The organism is Duganella sp. Leaf126 (assembly GCF_001423125.1).
Taxonomy (GTDB): Bacteria; Pseudomonadota; Gammaproteobacteria; order Burkholderiales; family Burkholderiaceae_D; genus Rugamonas.
The window spans coordinates 183464-202788 of sequence record NZ_LMNW01000023.1; the positions used below are offsets into that span (position 1 = coordinate 183464).

The 19325-nt window shown below is 64.9% G+C and carries 19 protein-coding genes; 5 read left to right on the forward strand and 14 right to left on the reverse strand.

Features of this window, described 5'->3' with window-relative positions:
• Positions 1 to 118: 118 nt before the first annotated feature.
• Positions 119 to 1255, reverse strand: a complete 1137-nt coding sequence (locus ASF61_RS12005) for a sorbosone dehydrogenase family protein (protein WP_200919851.1) — start codon at positions 1253 to 1255, stop codon at positions 119 to 121.
• A gap of 261 nt (positions 1256 to 1516) precedes the next feature.
• Between ASF61_RS12005 and ASF61_RS12010 the strand changes: the two genes are divergently transcribed.
• Positions 1517 to 1846 carry a DUF6677 family protein gene (locus ASF61_RS12010; RefSeq protein ID WP_056155974.1) on the forward strand — a complete coding sequence of 110 codons (330 nt, stop codon included), beginning with the start codon at positions 1517 to 1519 and terminating at the stop codon, positions 1844 to 1846.
• A gap of 123 nt (positions 1847 to 1969) precedes the next feature.
• Here ASF61_RS12010 and ASF61_RS12015 read toward each other — a convergent pair whose 3' ends face one another.
• Entirely contained in the window at positions 1970 to 2221 is a 252-nt protein-coding gene (locus ASF61_RS12015; RefSeq protein WP_056155977.1) for a hypothetical protein, read from the reverse strand.
• Between the two features lie 100 nt (positions 2222 to 2321).
• On the opposite strand from ASF61_RS12015, the gene ASF61_RS12020 reads away from it, so the two are divergent.
• From ASF61_RS12020 to ASF61_RS12035, 4 genes are read left to right on the forward strand one after another with little or no spacing between them, the layout of a single operon-like run.
• Positions 2322 to 2795 carry a DUF421 domain-containing protein gene (locus ASF61_RS12020; RefSeq protein ID WP_056155982.1) on the forward strand — a complete coding sequence of 158 codons (474 nt, stop codon included), beginning with the start codon at positions 2322 to 2324 and terminating at the stop codon, positions 2793 to 2795.
• A gap of 8 nt (positions 2796 to 2803) precedes the next feature.
• The gene (xth, locus tag ASF61_RS12025) at positions 2804 to 3589 is read left to right on the forward strand and encodes an exodeoxyribonuclease III (protein WP_056155985.1); all 786 of its coding nucleotides are present in this window, start codon (positions 2804 to 2806) and stop codon (positions 3587 to 3589) included.
• Positions 3589 to 4410 (forward strand): histidine phosphatase family protein, encoded by an 822-nt coding sequence (locus tag ASF61_RS12030; protein WP_082491552.1) that lies wholly within the window; start codon positions 3589 to 3591, stop codon positions 4408 to 4410. The genes xth and ASF61_RS12030 overlap by 1 nt, the downstream gene beginning before the upstream one ends.
• Positions 4407 to 5342 (forward strand): NAD(P)H-hydrate dehydratase, encoded by a 936-nt coding sequence (locus ASF61_RS12035; RefSeq protein WP_056155989.1) that lies wholly within the window; start codon positions 4407 to 4409, stop codon positions 5340 to 5342. Before ASF61_RS12030 ends, ASF61_RS12035 begins: the two co-directional genes overlap by 4 nt.
• A 167-nt stretch (positions 5343 to 5509) precedes the next feature.
• On the opposite strand, the gene ASF61_RS12040 is transcribed toward ASF61_RS12035, so the two are convergent.
• The 12 genes from ASF61_RS12040 to ASF61_RS12080 form a co-directional block, all read right to left on the reverse strand.
• Entirely contained in the window at positions 5510 to 7186 is a 1677-nt protein-coding gene (locus ASF61_RS12040; RefSeq protein WP_056155991.1) for a peptide chain release factor 3, read from the reverse strand.
• A gap of 217 nt (positions 7187 to 7403) precedes the next feature.
• Entirely contained in the window at positions 7404 to 7577 is a 174-nt protein-coding gene (locus tag ASF61_RS23755) for a hypothetical protein (RefSeq protein WP_200919852.1), read from the reverse strand.
• A 142-nt stretch (positions 7578 to 7719) separates the two neighbouring features.
• Positions 7720 to 8055 (reverse strand): ribonuclease E inhibitor RraB, encoded by a 336-nt coding sequence (locus tag ASF61_RS22790; RefSeq protein ID WP_200919853.1) that lies wholly within the window; start codon positions 8053 to 8055, stop codon positions 7720 to 7722.
• Positions 8056 to 8386: 331 nt separating this feature from the next.
• A complete protein-coding gene (locus ASF61_RS23355) occupies positions 8387 to 8899 on the reverse strand; it encodes a hypothetical protein (RefSeq protein ID WP_156369576.1) in 513 nt (170 codons plus the stop codon).
• 207 nt (positions 8900 to 9106) lie between these two features.
• Positions 9107 to 13789 (reverse strand): pilus assembly protein, encoded by a 4683-nt coding sequence (locus tag ASF61_RS12045; protein ID WP_156369577.1) that lies wholly within the window; start codon positions 13787 to 13789, stop codon positions 9107 to 9109.
• A 2-nt stretch (positions 13790 to 13791) separates the two neighbouring features.
• Positions 13792 to 14376, reverse strand: coding sequence for a PilX N-terminal domain-containing pilus assembly protein (locus tag ASF61_RS12050; RefSeq protein ID WP_229205820.1), 585 nt, complete (start codon positions 14374 to 14376; stop codon positions 13792 to 13794).
• Positions 14373 to 15623 (reverse strand): PilW family protein, encoded by a 1251-nt coding sequence (locus ASF61_RS12055; RefSeq protein WP_229205821.1) that lies wholly within the window; start codon positions 15621 to 15623, stop codon positions 14373 to 14375. Before ASF61_RS12055 ends, ASF61_RS12050 begins: the two co-directional genes overlap by 4 nt.
• Positions 15595 to 16083, reverse strand: a complete 489-nt coding sequence (locus ASF61_RS12060; protein ID WP_156369578.1) for a prepilin-type N-terminal cleavage/methylation domain-containing protein — start codon at positions 16081 to 16083, stop codon at positions 15595 to 15597. The genes ASF61_RS12055 and ASF61_RS12060 overlap by 29 nt, the downstream gene beginning before the upstream one ends.
• Entirely contained in the window at positions 16080 to 16718 is a 639-nt protein-coding gene (locus ASF61_RS12065; protein ID WP_056156001.1) for a Tfp pilus assembly protein FimT/FimU, read from the reverse strand. The genes ASF61_RS12060 and ASF61_RS12065 overlap by 4 nt, the downstream gene beginning before the upstream one ends.
• Entirely contained in the window at positions 16706 to 17134 is a 429-nt protein-coding gene (locus ASF61_RS12070; protein WP_056156004.1) for a type IV pilin protein, read from the reverse strand. Before ASF61_RS12070 ends, ASF61_RS12065 begins: the two co-directional genes overlap by 13 nt.
• Positions 17135 to 17437: 303 nt before the next feature.
• Positions 17438 to 18532 carry a HAMP domain-containing sensor histidine kinase gene (locus tag ASF61_RS12075; RefSeq protein ID WP_056156007.1) on the reverse strand — a complete coding sequence of 365 codons (1095 nt, stop codon included), beginning with the start codon at positions 18530 to 18532 and terminating at the stop codon, positions 17438 to 17440.
• Positions 18529 to 19209, reverse strand: a complete 681-nt coding sequence (locus ASF61_RS12080; RefSeq protein ID WP_056156011.1) for a response regulator transcription factor — start codon at positions 19207 to 19209, stop codon at positions 18529 to 18531. Before ASF61_RS12080 ends, ASF61_RS12075 begins: the two co-directional genes overlap by 4 nt.
• Positions 19210 to 19325 lie beyond the last annotated feature (116 nt).

Consider the following 19325-nt stretch of genomic DNA (forward strand, 5'->3'; position numbering starts at 1 on the left):
TACATCGGTATGTCAGCCAATTGGGTCCCCGCCTGCGCGGGGACGACGTTTTTACGCTAACGAAATTAACACTTTTCGCTTAACTTGGCGGCATGAGGAACTGCCCCCGAAGTTTTTGTTACAGCGGGATACTGATAATGCGGTCGTCACCGGTGCGTGGCGTGCCGCGGCCGTCGGTGTTGTTGGTCATGATCCACAGCTTGCCGTCAGGTGTGATGACGGCGTCGCGCAGGCGGCCGTAGTCGCCGGTGTAGCGTTCGGTGGCGGTCGATGGGGCCGCCAGCGGGATCTGGCGCAGCCGTTCGCCGCGCAGGTTGGCGATGTAGATCGCACTGCCCTGTATCGCCATGCCGCTGGGGCTGGCTGTCGAGGTGGGCCATTGCTGCAGCGGGTTGGTGTAGCGACTATCGGTGCCGGTGCCCTCCACCACTGGCCAGCCATAATTGGCGCCGGGCGTGATGCGGTTCAATTCGTCCCAGGTGTTCTGGCCGAATTCGGACGCGTACATGGTGCCATCGGCAGCCCAGGCCATGCCTTGCGGGTTGCGGTGGCCGAGCGTGTAAATATACGAGCCGGGGAACGGATTATCGCGCGGCACGGCACCGTCCGGTGTCATGCGCAGGATCTTGCCGCCCAGGGAAGCCAGGTCCTGCGCCCGCGCGGTGTTGGCGGCATCGCCGGCCGTGGCGTACAGCATGCCGTCGGGGCCGAAGGCGATGCGGCCGCCGTTATGGGTGCTGGCCGCCGGTATGCCGCCCAGTATCGTCTGCACCGCGCCCAGGCGCAGATTGGTACCGTCGCCTGTCAGCGGATAGCGCACGATGCGGTTCTCGGTGCCGGCCGTGAAATACACATAGAGGTAATCGTCACGCACGGCAATGCCGAGCAGTCCGCCCTCGCCCGTGCCATTGACACCGGCGATCACTGCCACCTCGCTGAGGGTGCCGTCGCTGCCCACGGCGACGATGCGGTCGGTATCGCGCTCGCTGACCAGCGGCACGCCCTTGTAAAATGCGATCGACCACGGCGCGCGCAAACCGCTGGCCACGATCGTGGGCGTGGCTGGAGCAGTCGGCGTACCGGGATTGGCAGGCGGGTTGACCACCACTACGGTGCCATCGCTGCCGCCGCAGGCGGCCAGGACCAGGGCTGTGGTCATCACGCAGCCGTACCTGGCCAGGCGGACTGCGGTGATGGTGTGGCGGGTACAGGTATCGCGGGTAAAGGTGTGGCGGGTGAAGGCAAGGCGGATCATGGCGGTCTCCTGGATTCCTGGTAAAGGTGCAGGGCGTACCATGTCAAGCTACAGGTTTTCGCCGCAGGCAGGCGCACCGCTAGCGGTCGCTCGCGCGGTGTCTTGCACGTGGCGCCTTGCCTGGCTGGCCAGTCAGCGCAGCAGGCAAGCGGGACGCGCCTGGCGCCGTGCGGCGGGTAAGATGGCGCTGCCGTGCAGCGATCGCCATGCAAGTTTTGTCCCGGCCTGCACCGCCAAGAACATCAGACAGGAGCGCAGTTCATGAAAGCAAAAACCAAGGCCGTCCTCATTTCCGCGCTGCTGTTTCCCGGGCTGGGCCATTTCGTGCTCAGGCGCGCCATGCGCGGCTGCCTGTTCATCGTGCCCACGCTGCTGGCGATCGGCGTGCTGTTGCGCACCACGCTGAACCTGGCCGACCAGCTGGTGGCGGAGATCCAGAGCGGCGCCCTGCCGCTCGATGTGCCGCTGATCATGGAACGCATCAGCGCGGCCGGCGGCGACGACACCAGCACCAATGCGGCCTCGCTCGTGATCGTCATCTGCTGGGTCGGGGCGATCGTCGATGCGTGGTGGCTCGAGCGGAACAAGTAAGAGACTTCGAAAACCGTAGCGAACGACCCGCTACCATCTTGCGTAGCGCAAGCGTACGCAGGTACGCTGAGCAAACGAGCGGCGATAGCGGGTGGCGTAGCAGCTGTTTGGAGGCCCCGGTAGTCAGCCGGTTTTGCCGTCGTGATCGTCGTTCTTGAAAGCCCCGCGCACATTGGTCACCACCAGGCACAGTTGCAACGCGATCAGCGCCCAGGCCTGGTCGTGCCAGCCCCAGGCCACCCACAGCGCATTGCTGGCCAGGAAGCACCAGAAGCCGAGCTTGCGGCGCCGGTGGTGTTCCGAACCCACCAGCCAGGCGGCCAGCAGGGTGACGGCCATCGCAGGCCATTGCAGTAAATTGATCAAATCGTCCATCAGGGCAGCGTAACGTCGCGCCGACCTGCGCAATGTTAGCGAACCCACCTTCAGCGCGACACAGTGATGCCTATAATGCATCCGATTGCGAGGAGATCCCATGTTCGACCTGGACTTGCCCTGGTGGGAGCTGGTGCTGCGAGCCGGCCTCATCTACATCGCCCTGCTGGTCATGATGCGCTTCACCGGCAAGCGCACGGTGGGTCAGTTCACGCCGTTCGATCTGCTGGTCGTGATGCTGCTGTCGGAAGCGGTGTCGAATTCGCTGTCGGCGGGCGAGGACTCGGTGGCCGGCGCGCTGATCTCGGCCGGCACCCTGATCGTGCTGAACATGGCGATTGCAATCGGCACGTCGCGCAGCGAGAAGATCGCGCGCCTGGTCGACGGCGAACCGGTGCTGCTGGGTCGCGACGGCACCATCTTTAAGGACGCCATGAAGCGCGAGCACGTGGCAAAGGGAGACGTGGACCAGGCATTGCGCGAAGCCGATTGTCCGCTTGATAAAATGAAGTACGTTTTCCTCGAAGCGAACGGCCAGATCACCGTGCTCCAGGAACAGTCATCATCCACATAAGGAATTCCATGCGCATTGCCTCCTTCAATATCAACGGCATCGGCGCCCGCCTGCCAGCCCTGCTGCAATGGCTGCAAGACACCCAGCCCGATGTCGTGTGCCTGCAGGAGCTCAAGGCGCCGCAGGAAAAATTTCCCGAAGCGGCGATCCAGGAGATCGGCTACGAAGCGATTTGGCATGGCCAGAAAAGCTGGAATGGCGTCGCCATCCTGGCGCGCGGCGTGAAACCGATCGAAGTCGGGCGCGGCCTGCCGGGCGACCCTGAAGACGAGCAGAGCCGCTACATCGAGGCAGTCGTCAACGGTGTACTGATCTGTGGGCTGTATCTGCCGAATGGCAATCCGGCTCCCGGCCCCAAGTTCGACTACAAGCTCAAGTGGTTCGAGCGCCTGATCAGCCACGCGGCCGGCCTGATGGAGGCAGGCACGCCGACCGTGATCGCCGGCGATTTCAACGTCATGCCCACCGACCTCGACGTCTACAAGCCCGAGCGCTGGGTCGACGACGCCCTGTTCCGCCCCGAAACGCGCGAGGCCTTTCACCGGCTGCTGGCGCAGGGCTGGACCGACGCCCTGCGCACCATGCACCCGGGCGAAAAGATCTACACGTTCTGGGATTACTTCCGCAACGCCTATGGCCGCGACGCCGGCATCCGCATCGACCATTTGCTGCTCAGCCCCGACCTGGCGCCGCGCCTGAAACAGGCCGAAGTGGACCGTGACGTGCGCGGCCGCGACAAGCCCAGCGACCACGCGCCGGTATGGATAGAACTCGACCTGGACGGAGACCATTGATGGGCATACTGACTGACCAGCCGGACGACGACGTCGCCGACATCTTTACCGAGACACCGTCGCAGAAATGGCCGCAGACCATCTGGCTGGTGCGCCACGGCCAGAGCGCCGGCAATGTCGCGCGCGACGCAGCCGAAGCGGCGCAGCAGTTCCTGATCGATATCGCCGACCGCGACATGGACGTGCCGCTGTCGCCGCTGGGCGAATGCCAGGCCAGCGCAATGGCCGACTGGCTGCTGGCCCTGCCGGCCGACCAGCAACCGACCGTGGTGCTGTATTCGCCCTACGTGCGGGCACGGGCCACTGCCAGGGCCGTCATCGACCGCATCGGCCGCGACGCCCTGGTGGCAGCCGTGATGGACGAACGCCTGCGCGAAAAGGAATTTGGCATCCTCGACCGCCTGACGCCGCTGGGCATTCACGACAAGTACCCGGAACTGGCCGAACAGCGCCAGCACGTCGGCAAATTCTATTTCCGTCCGCCCGGCGGCGAGAGCTGGTGCGACGTGATCCTGCGCCTGCGCAGCGCGCTCGACACCATCGTGCGCGAGTACCGCGGCGAGCGCGTGCTGATCGTCGGCCACCAGGTGATCGTCAACTGCCTGCGCTATCTGCTGGAACGGATGGACGAGGAGACCATCCTGGCCATCGACCGCGAGGCCGACGTACCGAATTGCGGCATCACCGAGTACCGCTTCGATCCCGCGCTGGGCAAGCGCGGCAAGCTGGCGCTGGTGCAGGCCAATTTCGTCGCACCGCTGGAGACCACCGGCACGCCCGTCACCGACCAGCCGGACATGCCGGCGGCGCCGAAGTCATGAACGCCGCCACCTCGTCAGGCGGCGCTGCCGGCGCACTGCGCGACGTCACGGCCGCCATGCTGCGCGACTGGCCACTGCCCATGCCGGGCGCGCACGCCGACAAGGAAGTGCGCGGCCATGTGCTGATCGTGGCCGGTTCGCCCGAAATGCCGGGCGCCGTGCTGCTGGCCGCCACCGCCGCCCTGCGCGCGGGCGCCGGCAAGCTGACCATTGCCACCGCCGCCAGCGTGTCGGCCGCGCTGGGCGTCGCGCTGCCGGAGGCGCGCGTGATCGGACTCGCGGAAACGCCGGACGGCGGGCTGCTGGCCGGACCGGCTGCCGACGGCGCCGCGATCGTGCCGTCGCTGCAGCAGGCCTGCGAACGCGCTTGCGCCATCCTGATCGGGCCCGGCATGCAGGACCAAGCGGCGTGCACCGCGCTGGTGACGGCGCTGCTGCCGTGCTGCGGCACGACGCCGGTGATCCTGGACGCCGGCGCCATGTGCGTGGCCGGCGGCGACGACGGCATGCGCTTTGCCACGCCGGTGCTGCTCACACCGCACGCGGGCGAACTGGCAGGGCTCAGCGGCGCCGACAAGCAGGCGATTGCGGATGACCCGCATGCAGCGGCGCACGCGGCCACGCAGCGCCTCAACGCAGTGGTCGCGCTCAAGGGCGCCACCACCGTCATCACGGCGCCGACCGGTGAAACCTGGTCGCACACGGGCGGCAATACGGGACTGGCGATATCGGGATCGGGCGACGTGCTGGCCGGACTGATCGCCGGTCTGGCCGCGCGCGGCGCCGCGCTGGAGCAGGCCGCCGCCTGGGGCGTGGCCCTGCACGCACTGGCCGGCGAACAGCTGTCGCTGCGCCACGGCCCGCACGGCTACCTGGCGCGCGAGATCAGCGCCGAGGTGCCGGCGCTGCTGCGGGCGCTGTCGGCGCATTGATCAGAAGGTCGATTAAGGGAACCTCGTAAAAGCTGGTGCGCGACCCGCTATCGCCTTTCCGTTGCTCAGCATATTTCCGTACGCTTGCGCTACGCAAGACGATACGGGCCGCTCGCCACGGTTTTTCGAAGTCCCTTTGAGCAGCGATCTGGCCTGCAGCGAGTTTGTTACACCAGCTTCGCCGAGTGCTCGCGCGTGGCATGGAACTGCAGCTTGGGCCAGCGCTCCTGGGTCAGGCGCAGGTTGACGCCCGACGTGGCCAGGTAGGCCAGGTTGCCGGCGGCGTCGTAGGCGACGTTGTGGCCCAGTGCATCCTCGAAGTCGGCCAGCGCCTTCTTGTCGTCGCTCGACACCCAGCGCGCGCTGCTGATGCTGGTGCCTTCGAAGACGGCATCGACGCCGTATTCGTTGAGCAGGCGACTCGCCACCACCTCGAACTGCAGCACCCCGACCGCACCCAGTACCAGTTCGCCGCCCTGCACCGGCTTGAAGACCTGCACCGCGCCCTCCTCGCCCAGCTGCTGCAAGCCCTTGTGCAGCTGCTTGATCTTGAGCGGATTACGGATGCGCACCGAGCGGAAGAAGTCCGGCGCAAAATACGGGATGCCGGTAAAGGTCAGCATCTCGCCCTCGGAAAAGCTGTCGCCGATCTGCATGTTGCCGTGGTTGGGCAGACCGATGATGTCGCCGGCATAGGCCTCTTCGACCTGCTCGCGCGACGACGCCATGAAGGTCACCACCGACGACACCTTGATCTCGCGGCCCAGGCGCAGGTGCTTGACCTTCATGCCGCGCTCGAAACGTCCCGAGCATACGCGCAGGAACGCGATGCGGTCGCGGTGGGCCGGGTCCATATTGGCCTGGATCTTGAACACGAAACCGGTGAACGGCTGCTCTTTCGGATCGACCTCGCGCACGGTGGCGTTACGCTCGCGCGGCGCCGGCGCCCAATCCACCAGCGCCGACAGGATTTCGCGCACGCCGAAGTTGTTGATGGCAGAGCCGAAGAACACCGGCGTCTGCACGCCGGACAGGAATTCCTCGAGATCGAACGGATGCGACGCGCCCTTGACCAGCTCCACTTCCATGCGCAGCTGATCCATCTCGAGCGGGAACATCTGCTGCAGGCGCGGGTTGTCGATGCCCTCGATGATTTCGAAAGCGCCGTCGGCCTTTTCCTCGCCGGCCTTGAACAGCATGATGGTGTCGTTGAGCAGGTGATACACACCGCGGAAGTTCTTGCCCATGCCGATAGGCCAGGTCACCGGCGCGCACTGGATCTTCAGCACCGATTCCAGTTCGTCGAGCAGCTCGAGCGGATCGCGGGTTTCGCGGTCCATCTTGTTCATGAAGGTGACGATCGGCGTGTTGCGCATGCGGCAGACGTCGAGCAGCTTGATGGTCTGCGCTTCCACACCCTTGGCGGCGTCGATCACCATCAGCGCCGAGTCCACGGCCGTCAGCACGCGATAGGTATCTTCCGAGAAGTCCTGGTGGCCCGGGGTATCGAGCAGGTTGACCACGTGATCGCGGAACTCGAACTGCATCACCGACGAGGCAACCGAGATGCCGCGCTGCTTCTCGATGTCCATCCAGTCCGACGTGGCGTGGCGGCCCGATTTGCGGGCCTTGACGGTACCGGCCATCTGGATCGCGCCCGAGAACAGCAGCAGCTTTTCGGTCAGCGTGGTTTTACCGGCGTCCGGGTGGGAGATGATGCCGAAGGTGCGGCGACGCAGCACCTCGCGCGCGATCAGCGCCGGCGTCTTGGTGCTGGCAACGGCGACAACCGGTGCGCCATCGTCGTTATTCTCGGGTATTACGTTTTCGATATCGTTGGACATGTGTGCGCGATCTGAGGCGGTTCTGCAAAACCCTCGATTTTACCGATAGTTCTCGCTGCTGTGTGAACTTTCCCGGGGTTGATCAGGCGCCCCGGCTGGAACCTTCAGCCCCGTGTCAGATGGCACGCTGAAAAAGTCGAGTTGCGATTGCTGGAGCTTTTTTCACCAGTTCCGCCATATTGGACATGGTGTTGCTGACCATTTTCGGCCTATCGCTTTAACGCCGCGTGGTCGAAGTGACGAAGTAAATGGCCGCCCCACTTGCAATCCCCGGCCCGAGGCCAAGTGCAAGATTGCCGATTGCGACGCCGATTGCGCATCCAATCGCCACGCCAAAAGCAATCCAACGGCCCATGGATTTTCGTTTGTTTTTGTCAGCTGTATAGTTCATCGATCGTTTTATGCGGATGTCGATCGTTGCCCGATGTTGGGCAAAGGTAATCAGGATAACAGCTTACGCCATAATCAAAAGCGTTTTTGGCTGCATGTCGAGCCATTAGTCGGCGCATGGAAACGTCTGCTGTTGGCCGCTATCAGACCTCTTGCAACACGCCCCATGATTCACATACGCCACCAAACTGGGCCGCCATTTCAGAGACGGATTTTTGTATAGACATCACTAATTCGTATGTCAGCACGGCATTTAAAACGAATTGGACATAGCCATCATCGTTCGAGTCGGGCGAATAAATCTTTACATTTTTGAATTGCGAACGAAGCGTATTCACCAGTTCTGCGGAAGGAGGGCACGCATCAAAATCTACATTAAAGTCGATATCGACAGGCTTATCGAAGTCAAACCCACTTTTCTGCATTCTACGAAAAACATCCCCATCTGCGTCATTGGGCCAACTTGGATTTGAAAACACCCATTTTCTCCTTAAAATACGACCGGCTGCTCTTGGCCGAATGCTGTAGCCTATTGTGGATTGGGAAGCATTATTCGCGCATTTTCCTTAAACGCGTCGCAGAAAAAATTATGCTACCGAGCGCTGAAAACAGGCCGACGAACGCAGCACGACTCCAATCCAGCTCATGCACATCGCTAAGAAAGCGGGTATATAGCAACGTTCCAACTGCTGCCCCAAGAAGAAGAGCAATAAACCGTTTCATTAATTTCCTTTCGTAGGAACGACATGGTGCGCTTCTGGCCGGTTGCTGCCGCCCCAAAGCGAACACCCCCGACAAAAGGCAGTGATCTTATGAAACCCATGTCAACCTTTCTTCGATGACTAGCCATTTGCCGCCGCGCTTTTCTAGCTGGTAAACGTGGCCCGATCCATTTTCCGCGCCACGAAAATATCTGCCTGTAATAGCCATACTTGTATCGGTTTTCCAAGTCACGCCTTCTACCCACAGCCGTGACCCAGGGCTATTCGAACCCTTCACAACAACACCGTACCCTCGGTTGTAATCACAGTCGGACCCCTTTCGTACTTTATGACGCCCATCGTTAAGACGTTGAATCATTTCCTGCGGCGGGTCCGATCTGGTTTCTGCGGCAGTATCAATAAATTCAACACAGAAGGTATCGACACCATCTGCAAGTGCAAACTCACTACTTGTCAGCTGATAACGAACAACCGCTTCCCTGGCAGCGAGCAAGTCCTCGGGCGTACCAGCTTTTCCAGCAATAAGCAAAAGCGGTGGAAGTGAAAGTAAAAGCGCAAGTGTAATTACAAAGTAGCTGCGCAGCGTTAAAGTCGAAAACATACGCCCCTGTCTGGAAAAGTGAACTAGCGTCCGCTCCTGGCCGACACCCGAAGTTCAACCAGTGTACCGCAATCATTAACTATATCGCAACAAACGACCTTGCCTGCGCAATTTTCCAGCGTTTGTATCACATTAAATCAGCACAGCTGTCATATTCTGCGTCAGCCGACAGCAAGCCACGGCGATCGAGGTTTTGAAAATGCCCGCTCACTCGCCACGCACGCGGCGCCAGCCAACGCGGTGCGCCTCGGCCGATACTTCTTCCACGCCGCGGTCGGTTTTCTTGGTGCCATCGGCCAGCGTGGTGATGATCTTTTGCTGGCCGTCCGGGAGCCGCACCACTACATAGCCGACCGCTGCAGACGCGTTCGACAGCGTGCTGCCCGCCGGGTAGCTGCGTACCGCGTGGCCGTTGCAGACATTGAGCTGGTACAGATTGCTCGAGCCGCCGACCGAACAGGATGACGACGAGGTCGGCATATTGGTCACCAGGTTGGCCACGCCGCTGACGATTTGCGGATCGAGGTTGATGCGCTCGCCGGCATTGAGCGAAAAGTCCAGGTACCAGCCGTCGCGCTGCGCCAGGTCCACCGCGTTGTCCGTGATCGCGTACACATTGGTGTTGGTGCCGGTGCCCGATAAGCTCAGCGACTGCTTGACCATGGTCGGGCCGCGCACGTCGACGGCAGCGCCGCTGTCCTTGACCACGTACAAGCTTTGCAGGTCGGTGTTGGCCGTGTCCGGAATATCGAGCAGCCTGCCCGTTCCCCACAACACCATGCGCACGCCCTGCAGCACGGTGCTGGTGACGCCGTTGCTGGTGCTGGCCGTCGGCACGCCGCACAGCGTGACATCGGGCCGCGTGGTGATCGGCTTGAGCGCGCCGCCATCGCCCATCTTGAGGACCGCCACCGCGCCGCTGGCGGCGGTAAAGTCGAAGCGCCACATCTGGCCCAGCAGGTCGCCGCCGTACACATAGGTGGCGCGCGGGTCGGCGGACGGATCGGCGGAGATGGCTGTGATGCGGGCCAGGCCCGAGGGCGTGGTGGTGTCGCCGGCGCCGGTGCCGATCTTGTTCAGCAGTTCGCCCGTGTAGGCGTCGAGTACATACAGATAGCCCTTGCCGTCGCCGCCCGCCACGCCGTCGATGCCGGGCACGTTGTTATAGCCCGAGGTCAGGAACACCACCCAGCGGCCGTTGGCCAGCGTGCCGAATTGCGGATTGCCGAACGTGAGGCCGATGTCGGCGTCGCTGCGCGCACACACGCTGGCGTCGGCGCAGAACTCCCACAACTGCTTGGGCGGCGCATGGGTATCGGTGATGTCGAGCGCGTAGTAGCCGCGACCGCCCGCATTGAGGCCCGCCACCAGGATCGTGCGCCACTGCTTGCCGGCGCCGATGGTCACCTTGACATCGGCCACTTCGGGCGAGCCGTCGGTCGTGTACTGGTGGTTGGTGCCGTAGGTGCTGCTGGCCAGGCCGGGCAGCTTTTTCATGGTAATGCGCGGCACATACGCCCACAGCTCGTTGCCGCTGGGGCCATCGAAGGCGTGCAGCATGCCGTCGTTGGCGGCCACGAAGACGGCGCCGCGCCGGTACAGCGGGTTGCCGGGATCGGTGCGCGCGTCCTTGAAGCTGTCGTAGCTGCTGTCGGGGTAGGCCGCCAGCGGTGCGCGCACATAGGCCGGTTTCGAGGATGCGATATCGCCGAGCACGATCGGCAGCGGGCCGGTGGCGCCGGCCGGCGTGTTGACCGTCACCGCGTAGGCGCGCAAGCGGATGTCGTCGGCATACTGCTGCTGGCCGCGCAGCCAGTTGACCATATTGGTGCCGTCGTTGACGATGGCCTTGTCGGCGGCGGACAGCTGGGTGCACTGCGCCAGCGCGCTGCACTTGTTGCTGAACCAGCCGGCCACGGCGCCGCTCATGTTGGCGTAGGTGAACGGCACGGTGTCGCTGCCGGCCGTGCCGGCCGGGTTCAGCATGACGATGGTGCGTGCATCGGTGGCGGCGGCCACCTGTGCGCCCAGCGTGCCGTGGCTGCTCCATATCGGCGCCGAGTTGGCGGTGCCGTCGGTGATGTCGATCTTCTGGTCCAGCAGCTCGCCGTACCATTTGACGGTGGTGAAGGTGCTGGAAAAGATGTCGTTGTCGGACTGGGTCACGTTCGGGGTGGACGTGGCGGCAGCCGCCGCCGCGCCGGTGCGGATCTGCATATTCGACAGCGCCTCGCTCAAGCCGCTCACCACGTCGCGCGGCTCCTGGGCGCTGAAGTACTTGCCATGCCCGTTGATGGCCGCATGCCACAGATCGTCCACCCGCTCCTGCACCGTGTTGGCCGACAGGCTGGTCTGCGGATCGGGCCAGACATAGGGGCCGTTGTTATTCCACGGGCAGCCGCTGGCGGCAGCCGTGATCAGGTTGTAGAAATCGCCGCCGGGCCGCGGCGACTTGTCGTAATTCGGTTCATACGTCATCACGCCGTCCACGCCCAGTCCGAGCGTATAGGTGTTCATGTGCAGGTGGGTGTTTTCGCCGGCGCCGGCCGGGACCGAACCGGCCCTGGTCATGTCCTCGAGGTCGGGCCGCAGCGACGTGGTGCCGGTGCTGGAGCCGCCGTTATACCAGTGCAGCGCCACGTCCGAAATCGACGGCTGCGTCTGCGCGCGCGGATCGACGCAGCCACGCGCCTGGGTGCAGAAGCGGGCCGGATTTTCCACGTTGTCGTTGTTGCGCACATTGGCCGTGCTGCTGCCGTTCCAGTAGCCGTCGGTGGTGAGGATCATGAAATTCTGCTGGCACGGGTACTGCACCACCTCGGCGCCGCTGGCATACGCATACGGCGACAGATTGGCGAACATGCGGCCAACGTTGTCCATCGCGGTGCGGATCGGCGTCGAGCCCGAGGACGTGGTGTTGTACAGCATGGCATACCAGTTCTCGCGCGCGCTGCCGGTAAAGTCGGCCGGCTTCATATCGATGGCGCCGCCCACGCCGGCCGTGGACAGTTTCACGTAGCCGACCTTGTAGTTGCTGGTGATCGGCGAAAACGCGATGCCCAGCGACGTCTTCATCATCTGCAGCCGGGTCTTGTAGTACACGTACCAGTTGGCGAAGTTGGTCATTTCTTCGGCATAGGTGCAGCTGGTGCCGGCGCAGTCGCTGCGGTCGGTGGCCTTGGGATAGGTACGGCCGCTGACAATATTCACGCGCACGAAGGGATTGGGAGCGCCAAGGCCGCCCGAGATCGAGGCCGTGGTGACGGGGATGCTGTCGTTGACGGGCGCCGCATAGCCGCTGGTGGCGCCGCGCACCCAGCTCAAGCCGCCCTGGTTGTCGATGGTGAAATTGCTGATCGCGGCGTTGTTGGAGGTGGCGTTGTAGTCGAGCAGGCAGACATTGGCCGTGGACAGGTTCGGGCACAGCGCATTGCCGCCGATGTAGGCGCGGATACTGCCGCCGGTGCCGATCCGGGTGGCGATGGCGTTGGCCACGTAGGCGGCATTGCGGTTGCGCCCCAGGTCGAGGTAGGCGGGACTGGAAAAGGCGCTGTTGCCGATCAGCGTGGTCGAACCGAACGCCAGGTTGCGCACCACGGCGTTGAGTACCGTCGACGTATTATTGCCGGCAAACGTGATCACCGAACGCGCCGGCGTGGCGGCGCTCACCTGCACCTGCGTGGTATCGACCGTCAGTCCCCAGCCCTGGCGACTGAGATCGTTGACCGGCACGCAGCTGCTCAGGCTTTTGGTCGTGCCCACGCACAGCAGCGGCACCACCGCCACCACGTTGTCGGCGCCGATGGTGATGCCGAACTGGCTGCACGGCGGCACGGTGGACTGCCCGGTGGGCGTCTTCACACAGGCATACATCTGGCGCCCCGACGCGTTGGGCGTGGCGATGATGGCTGCGGCCAGCGCACTGGCCATGGTCTGCTGCTTGAACGCGGTATTGGTGCCGGCCGGTGCGCTGACGGTATTGCCGATCAGGGCGCTGCTGTTACCCTGCGCATCGGTCAGCGTCACGGCGCGGATGCCGAGCGCGGTGGCGGTGGACGAGGCGCCGATCGAGATGGTGCCGTAGGCGGCCAGCGCGCCGGTCGGCTGCGAATAGGCGGGATAGATGAAATTGCCCACGCGTTTGCCCTGGCATTGCGTGAGCTGGCGGTCGCTGCACCAGCGCACCTTGACCGGCACCGGGTAGCCGGGCGGCGCGTTGGCGCCGATGGCGGTCGAGACGCAGCTGCGCAAGGTGTCGTCGGCGCAGTACTGGCCGACGCCGATGGTGTAATAGTACGGGCCGGACGTGGTGGCGTACGGCGTCTGGTACACGAGGTCCGGGTAGGTGTAGCTCGACGTGTTGGTCTGGCAGGTCAGCACATTGTTGACCACCACGCACCAGCGCAGGTCGGGAAAGCCGGTCACCAGGTTGATATTGCCGTTGACAGGATTGCCGGCCAGGTCGGCGCGGCTGACGCCATAGCCGTCCGGGCTGACCGACGTCCAGTTGCTGGTGGTGGCGGCATTCTGCACCGGGTAGGCGCTGCCGTCGGCGCGCAGCGGCACGGCGTAGCGGATCTGCGGGTTGTAATACTGCTTGTTGAAGTCGGGACTCATGAACGGCGGATGGCCGACCGCGCACGCCATGGTGCCGAAAGCGAGCGTGAGGCTGCTGCGGCAGATATTGTCGTCAACGTAGTCCGGCGTGTAGGTCTGGTCCATCGAGCCGGAATTATCGAACAACAGCATCAGGTTCGGTTTTACCGTGCCGGTGCCGGTGATGTTGAGCAGCGGCACCTGGGCAATCTGGGTTTGCGCGGCCATGGCGGACCATGGCGCCAGCGCCAGCAGCAGGAAAAACCGGAAGATGTGCATCATGTGTAGTTTCATGGTCAGGGTCCTTTCAGCACCACCGCCTGCGTCACCACATTGCCGCCGCGCGGGCCGGCGATGCGCGCCGTCACCAGGTAGTGCAGCTGCGGTTGGGTGGCATAGCGGGCGCTGCCCAGCGCCAGCGAACTGCCGAACGCCACCGGCGTCGGTGCGTCGGGCCGGGCCGAGGTCTTGATGCAGTCGTTGCCGTTGTACGGGCCGGGGAACACGCACAGCCGGTGGATCACGTATTCGACCCGGTCCCCGGCCGCGTTGGGCGCCATGGTGACGGAGCCGGTCCAGAACGCCGGCGTGCTCACGGTCCAGGTGGAGGTCAGCGTGGCGACGTACCCCTGGGCCGGCTGGTTGGTGTCGAGGTCTGCCTTGTTGACCACCGTGCGCAGGTAGGCAAAACCGGCGTGCAGGCCGGCGTCGGCCGCCTTGGCCAGCGCCGAGTCGTAGGCCAGGTTGGCCGTGGTCAGCGTGCTGGACGTGCTGGACTTGATCAGGTAGATGCCGCTGACCATCATCACGGTCAGGATGATCAGGATGACGGGCAGTGCGATGCCGCCCTGGCGCGCGCTGCTGGCACGGTGGCGCATCATGGCCGCCACTGGGCGTTGCGGATCGGGACGATGGTCTCGAACACGCGGTAGCGGTAGCACTTCCAGTCCACCGGGTCGCCGGCCACCGCCACGTTGACCTGCACCGGCGCCGCCACCACGCCGGCCGGCGCGGCCTGCGCAAACACGGTAGGCAGCACGGGGGTGGCCGTGCATGCGCCGTTGGCGCCGGGCCGTTGGCTGCTCTTGCTGCGCGCCACCACGGCCAGCCGCACCGCCCCCACCCGCTGGTAGTCGCCGGCGCCGCCGACCAGGCCGTCGCCATCGGCGTCGATCATGGTAGCGCTCCAGACGCCGATGCGCATGCCGCTGGTCGTGGTTTCGCCCCAGCTGCTGTTGCCGGGCGTATTCGGGTTGTAATTGGTCACGGACCGGTTGTCGAAGCCGTACTGCGCCTTGATCGACACGATGTTGTCGCTGACCGAGGCGCCGTTCGCTTCCGAACCGGGCATGTCGGTGGCGCGCAGCAGCAGCACGCCGGCGCGCACCGACCAGGTATGAAAGTGCAGCTGGTCGGCGCTGCCAAGGTTGTACAAGTAGGCGAGGTTGAGCGCATACGGCAGGCCCAGCCCGGCCTGCGGATTGAAGCGGTACGGGCCGCCGGTGGCAATGGTCAGCCGCGTGGCGGCGGCGCCGGTGCCGGTACCCGACATCTGCATCAGCGTGCAGCGCGCATTCGGGGACGCCAGCGGCGCCACCACCAGCACGTCGCCTGCGTTGAAATCGTAGGGGCTGCGGCTATCGACCGCGATCGAGCTTTCGCCCGGCGTGTAGTCGGCCGCCAGCTTGACCGAACCGATGCCCGTTTGCGACGTGCCGCTGTAAAACGTCACCAGGTCCGGATCGGCGCCGCGCGACTCGATCACCACCGGCGCCAGCGGCGTGATGTCGAGCCCGGCGCGCTGGGCGACCGCCATCCGAAAACCGCGGCTGTCGGCAAACTCGGTATTGCAGCCGGCCAGCATCGGGTCGTTCAGGCCCCAGCCGGCGTCGCCGGCGTCGTTGCTGAGCGAGTACAGCGCCAGCATGCCATTCTGCATCGCATCCGAGCCGCCCACGGCCGCATCCTTGGCCTTTTCGCCGCCGATCACCAGGCGCGTGGCAAAGGTCAGCGCCAGCATGCCGATCACGATGCTGACCATCAGTTCGACAATGGAAAATCCGTGGCGGCGGAGGTGATGGCGTGCGCGGCGCATGGCGTCAGTTGGCAATGTAGGCGGTGACGACATGGCGGTTCTGCTGGCCGCCGGCCTTGCGCTGCCAGCTGATGCCGATATCGACCTGCGACTGCTGCGGCTGATTTTGTACGCGCACCGAGAGCCGCGCGCCGGGAATCGCGCGCTGCGTCTCCTGCGCCCACGGCGCCAGCAAGGCGTTCGGCGCCGCCCCTTCGGCCAGGTTGTAGCTGGCCAGGTTGGCGATGTCAGTATTCATCACGCCCAGCAGCTTTTCAGCGGCCATGGTGGCCTCGGCGCGCATGCTGGCGTCCGACAGTGCCGCGTAGGCGCGCGCCTGCAGACCGATCATTCCGAGCAGTCCGATGCCGAGGATGACGATGGCGATCAGCGCTTCGAGCAGCGCGATGCCGGACTGGCGCCGGCCACGTCTTGCGGTCGCTGCGGGTCCGGCAGCGCGCACCGGCGCGACCACGCCCCTGAATCGAGGCAGGCTGGGGCGTGCGGCGTTCATGGCGGACAGCCCCGGCTGTCGGTACTGGCCACGACGGGATTGCACTTGGTCGGCATGCCCGCCAGCGTGACCACCAGCGCCACCGGCGGCACATCGGCCGCATAGGCGCTGGCCGGGAGCAGGCGCAGGCTGACCAGCCGGTTGCCCACCACCGGATCGACCCAGCCCAGCGCCGTGTAGTACACGCCGCTGGCGCCGTCGGGCAGGATGGCCGGCGCCAGCACCTCGCTCGGCGGCAAGGTATCGGCGGCGCGGAACACCGATTTCCAGCCGGCCGCACCGAGCGGATCGGCAGCAGAGGCCGCGGTCGTGGTGGACCAGGCGCCTTCGGCATCGGTACAGCGCGCATCGGGCGTCGGGAAGCAGATATCGACCTGCCAGTCCATCTGGCCGGTCGTCACGTTCGGCGTCAGCGTGATGCGGCTGTGGCTGTTATGGGCAATGGCCTGCCGCCGCGCCAGGCTGAAGCCGTCGGCATAGAACTCGCTGGCGGCACGCGCGCGGTTGGCCAGCAGCCAGTGGCTGGCGCTCGGTATGCCCACGGCCAGCATGATGCCGATGATCGATACCGTCACCAGCAGCTCGATCATCGTCAAGCCATGCTGCACGCCGGGGGCGACGCTCAGTTGGAACACGTGCCGCCCTTGTGATCGACCCAGCACGAGGCACTGGTGCCCCACCCCGGCGGACTGGCAGTGGTGGCGCGGGTGCCGTTCTGGTCAACGGTATAGACGAAGCCGGCAGTCTTGCCGACGCCGGTGGCGGTCAGCGTGTAGCCGGAAGCGCTGGCGTTGGCGAGCGCGTAGGTGAAATTGGCGGTATTGGCGGGAAAGCCGGTGGCGGCCGCGAAGCCGTCGTAAGTGCGGTTGTTCGACCAGAACTGCTCGGCCGCCGGCTGCGCCCCGCCCAGCGCCGAGAAGGCCTCGCTGAGCCGGCTGCGGGTCACGTAATCGGTGTACAGCGGAATCGCCACGGCCAGCAGGATGCCGATGATGGCGACGCTGACCATCAATTCGATCAGGGTAAAGCCGCGTGGCTGGTGATGCTTCATGGCTGTCTCCCAAGGCATGATTACAGGAAACAGTGTACCGCAGAATGCTTGCATTTCCCTGAGGGAATGCTGACGGATTGCTGACAATGCTGCTGACACTGTGGCCGGCTGTAGTGGCGGAACAGCAGCGTGGCCTGCGCCATGGCGCAGGTCACTGCGCGGGCCCAGGAGGTCAAGCGTATTGCGCGGCCCGATGGGCACCCGATGACCGGTATGATGTTTCGCTCCTGGAAAACGGTACCGATATCGAAGCCTTCGTCTGTGTGACCTGATTGCCAGGCCGTCAGCTCGACCGGCGCCAAATCAGGTGCCTCCTGCGAAGCGCACCGCAAACAGCGCCCCCCGCCCTTGCGCCCCATGCCCCACCGTCAGCCCCGCCCCGTGCACGGTGGCGATGTCGCGCACGATTGCCAGGCCCAGGCCGCTGCCGTGGGATTTATCGTCGAGCCGAACGTAGCGGCTGAAAATATCCGCGCGTCGCGCTGCCGGGATGCCGGGACCGTTGTCTTCGACTTCCAGCAGCGCGCCCTCGCCGGCCGGGCCGCAACGCACGGTCACCGTGCCGCCGGCCGGCGTGTAGCGCAGCGCGTTGTCGATCAGGTTATCGATCAGGTCGCGCAGCAGGAAGCGGTCGCCGCTCACCAAGGCCGGCTGCAGTTCGAAGCCGAGGTCGATGCCTTTGCGGGCGGCCTGTTCGACGAAGGGCTGGATCGCCTCGCCGACCAGCGCGTCCAGCGCCAGGGGCTCGAGCCGGGCCTTTTCGAAGTGGTGCGGCTCGGCGCGTGCCAGCGACAGCAACTGGTTGGTCTGGCGGATCATGCGCTCGGTGGCGGCCTGCATCAGGCGCAGCGATTGGGCCGTTTCAGGTTCGGCGTGGCGGGCATCGAGCCATTCAAGCTGGGTTTTCAGGCCGGCCAGCGGCGTGCGCAGCTGGTGCGCCACGTTGGCCAGGAAGTCCTGGCGCGCTCGGGCGCCCTCGCCCACTTTTTCCAGCAGCCCGTTCATGGCGGACACCACCGGCACAAGCTCGTACGGCACGCGCGCGGGGTCGAGCGGCGCCAGGTCATCGGCTTCGCGCGCGCCCAGGTCGGCGCGCAGGCGGCTCAGCGGTCGCAGGCCGTTGCTGACCGAGAACCAGACCAGGCCGATGCTGGCAATGGCAAATACGCCTTCCATCATCAACAGCGCGCGCAGCAGCGCCGTTTGCAGCTGCGCATGCTTACGATCGGCGCCGGCCGGCGCGCCAGCTGCGGCGGTAGTCCCAGTGGTGGCAGGGGCAGTGGTAGCAGTTTGGGCAGACAACACCGCCATCTTGTAGGCGAGCACGCCACCGACCACATTGATCAGCAGGACAGGCGCGATCAGCCACTTGAGCAGCCGCAGCCGGATGCTGGTCATGGCGCGTCGTGCGCGACCGGTTCCAGCATGTAGCCGAAACCGCGAATCGTGCGGATGGCCACGCCGGCGTCGGCGATCTTCAGCCGCAGGCGCGACACGTACACCTCCACGGCATTCAAGGTCAGGTCGTCGCCCCATGGCAGGATCGCGTCGATGATCTGCTGCTTGGACACGACCCGCGCCCCATGTTGCAACAGGTATTCGAGCACGGTCCACTCGCGCACCGAGAGCTCGATCACGCGGTCGCGCACGCGCGCGCGCCGGGTGGCGCAGTCGAGCGTGAGATCGCCCATTGCCAGCAGCGCCGGCGGTGCGCCATGGCGCCGCGCCAGTGCCCGTACCCGCGCCACCAGTTCTGCGCTGGCAAACGGTTTGACCAGGTAATCGTCGGCGCCCGTCTCCAGGCCGCGCACGCGGTCCGCCACCGCATCGCGCGCGGTGAGCAGCAGCACCGGCACCCGCCCGCCCCGTGCCCGCAGGCGCCGCACGACCTCGAAGCCGTCGAGGCCCGGCAGGCCGATGTCGAGCACCACCACCTCGGGCGTGTCAGCGCGCTGCAGCAGCAGGTCGGCGGTCGCGCCGTTATCGACCACCTGCACCGTCATCCCCTGTGCGGTCAGTACCCGGCACAAGCCGTCGGCGATCACGCTGTCGTCTTCCGCTACCAGTATCTGCATCGGGTGCGCCGTATTTGTTGGATATGTGCATTATGCGCTGAAACCAAAAAGTCCTCGTAGGACCAGGACTACAAACCTTCGTAGTCCTCGCCTACAACGGGGCGCCGCCTGGTCTT

Bases quoted from the DNA above. Each gene is read 5' to 3' on its own strand.
- ASF61_RS12020 (WP_056155982.1), top strand. From the start codon at position 2,322: ATGTTCGACCTGGACTTGCCCTGGTGGGAGCTGGTGCTGCGAGCCGGC.
- ASF61_RS12080 (WP_056156011.1), bottom strand. From the start codon at position 19,209: ATGCAGATACTGGTAGCGGAAGACGACAGCGTGATCGCCGACGGCTTG.
- ASF61_RS12060 (WP_156369578.1), bottom strand. From the start codon at position 16,083: ATGAACGCCGCACGCCCCAGCCTGCCTCGATTCAGGGGCGTGGTCGCG.
- ASF61_RS12030 (WP_082491552.1), top strand. From the start codon at position 3,589: ATGGGCATACTGACTGACCAGCCGGACGACGACGTCGCCGACATCTTT.
- ASF61_RS12045 (WP_156369577.1), bottom strand. From the start codon at position 13,789: ATGAAACTACACATGATGCACATCTTCCGGTTTTTCCTGCTGCTGGCG.
- ASF61_RS12075 (WP_056156007.1), bottom strand. From the start codon at position 18,532: ATGACCAGCATCCGGCTGCGGCTGCTCAAGTGGCTGATCGCGCCTGTC.
- ASF61_RS12050 (WP_229205820.1), bottom strand. From the start codon at position 14,376: ATGATGCGCCACCGTGCCAGCAGCGCGCGCCAGGGCGGCATCGCACTG.
- ASF61_RS12070 (WP_056156004.1), bottom strand. From the start codon at position 17,134: ATGAAGCATCACCAGCCACGCGGCTTTACCCTGATCGAATTGATGGTC.
- ASF61_RS12055 (WP_229205821.1), bottom strand. From the start codon at position 15,623: ATGTCGTCACCGCCTACATTGCCAACTGACGCCATGCGCCGCGCACGC.
- xth (WP_056155985.1), top strand. From the start codon at position 2,804: ATGCGCATTGCCTCCTTCAATATCAACGGCATCGGCGCCCGCCTGCCA.
- ASF61_RS23355 (WP_156369576.1), bottom strand. From the start codon at position 8,899: ATGTTTTCGACTTTAACGCTGCGCAGCTACTTTGTAATTACACTTGCG.
- ASF61_RS12040 (WP_056155991.1), bottom strand. From the start codon at position 7,186: ATGTCCAACGATATCGAAAACGTAATACCCGAGAATAACGACGATGGC.
- ASF61_RS23755 (WP_200919852.1), bottom strand. From the start codon at position 7,577: ATGAACTATACAGCTGACAAAAACAAACGAAAATCCATGGGCCGTTGG.
- ASF61_RS12010 (WP_056155974.1), top strand. From the start codon at position 1,517: ATGAAAGCAAAAACCAAGGCCGTCCTCATTTCCGCGCTGCTGTTTCCC.
- ASF61_RS12015 (WP_056155977.1), bottom strand. From the start codon at position 2,221: ATGGACGATTTGATCAATTTACTGCAATGGCCTGCGATGGCCGTCACC.
- ASF61_RS12035 (WP_056155989.1), top strand. From the start codon at position 4,407: ATGAACGCCGCCACCTCGTCAGGCGGCGCTGCCGGCGCACTGCGCGAC.
- ASF61_RS12005 (WP_200919851.1), bottom strand. From the start codon at position 1,255: ATGATCCGCCTTGCCTTCACCCGCCACACCTTTACCCGCGATACCTGT.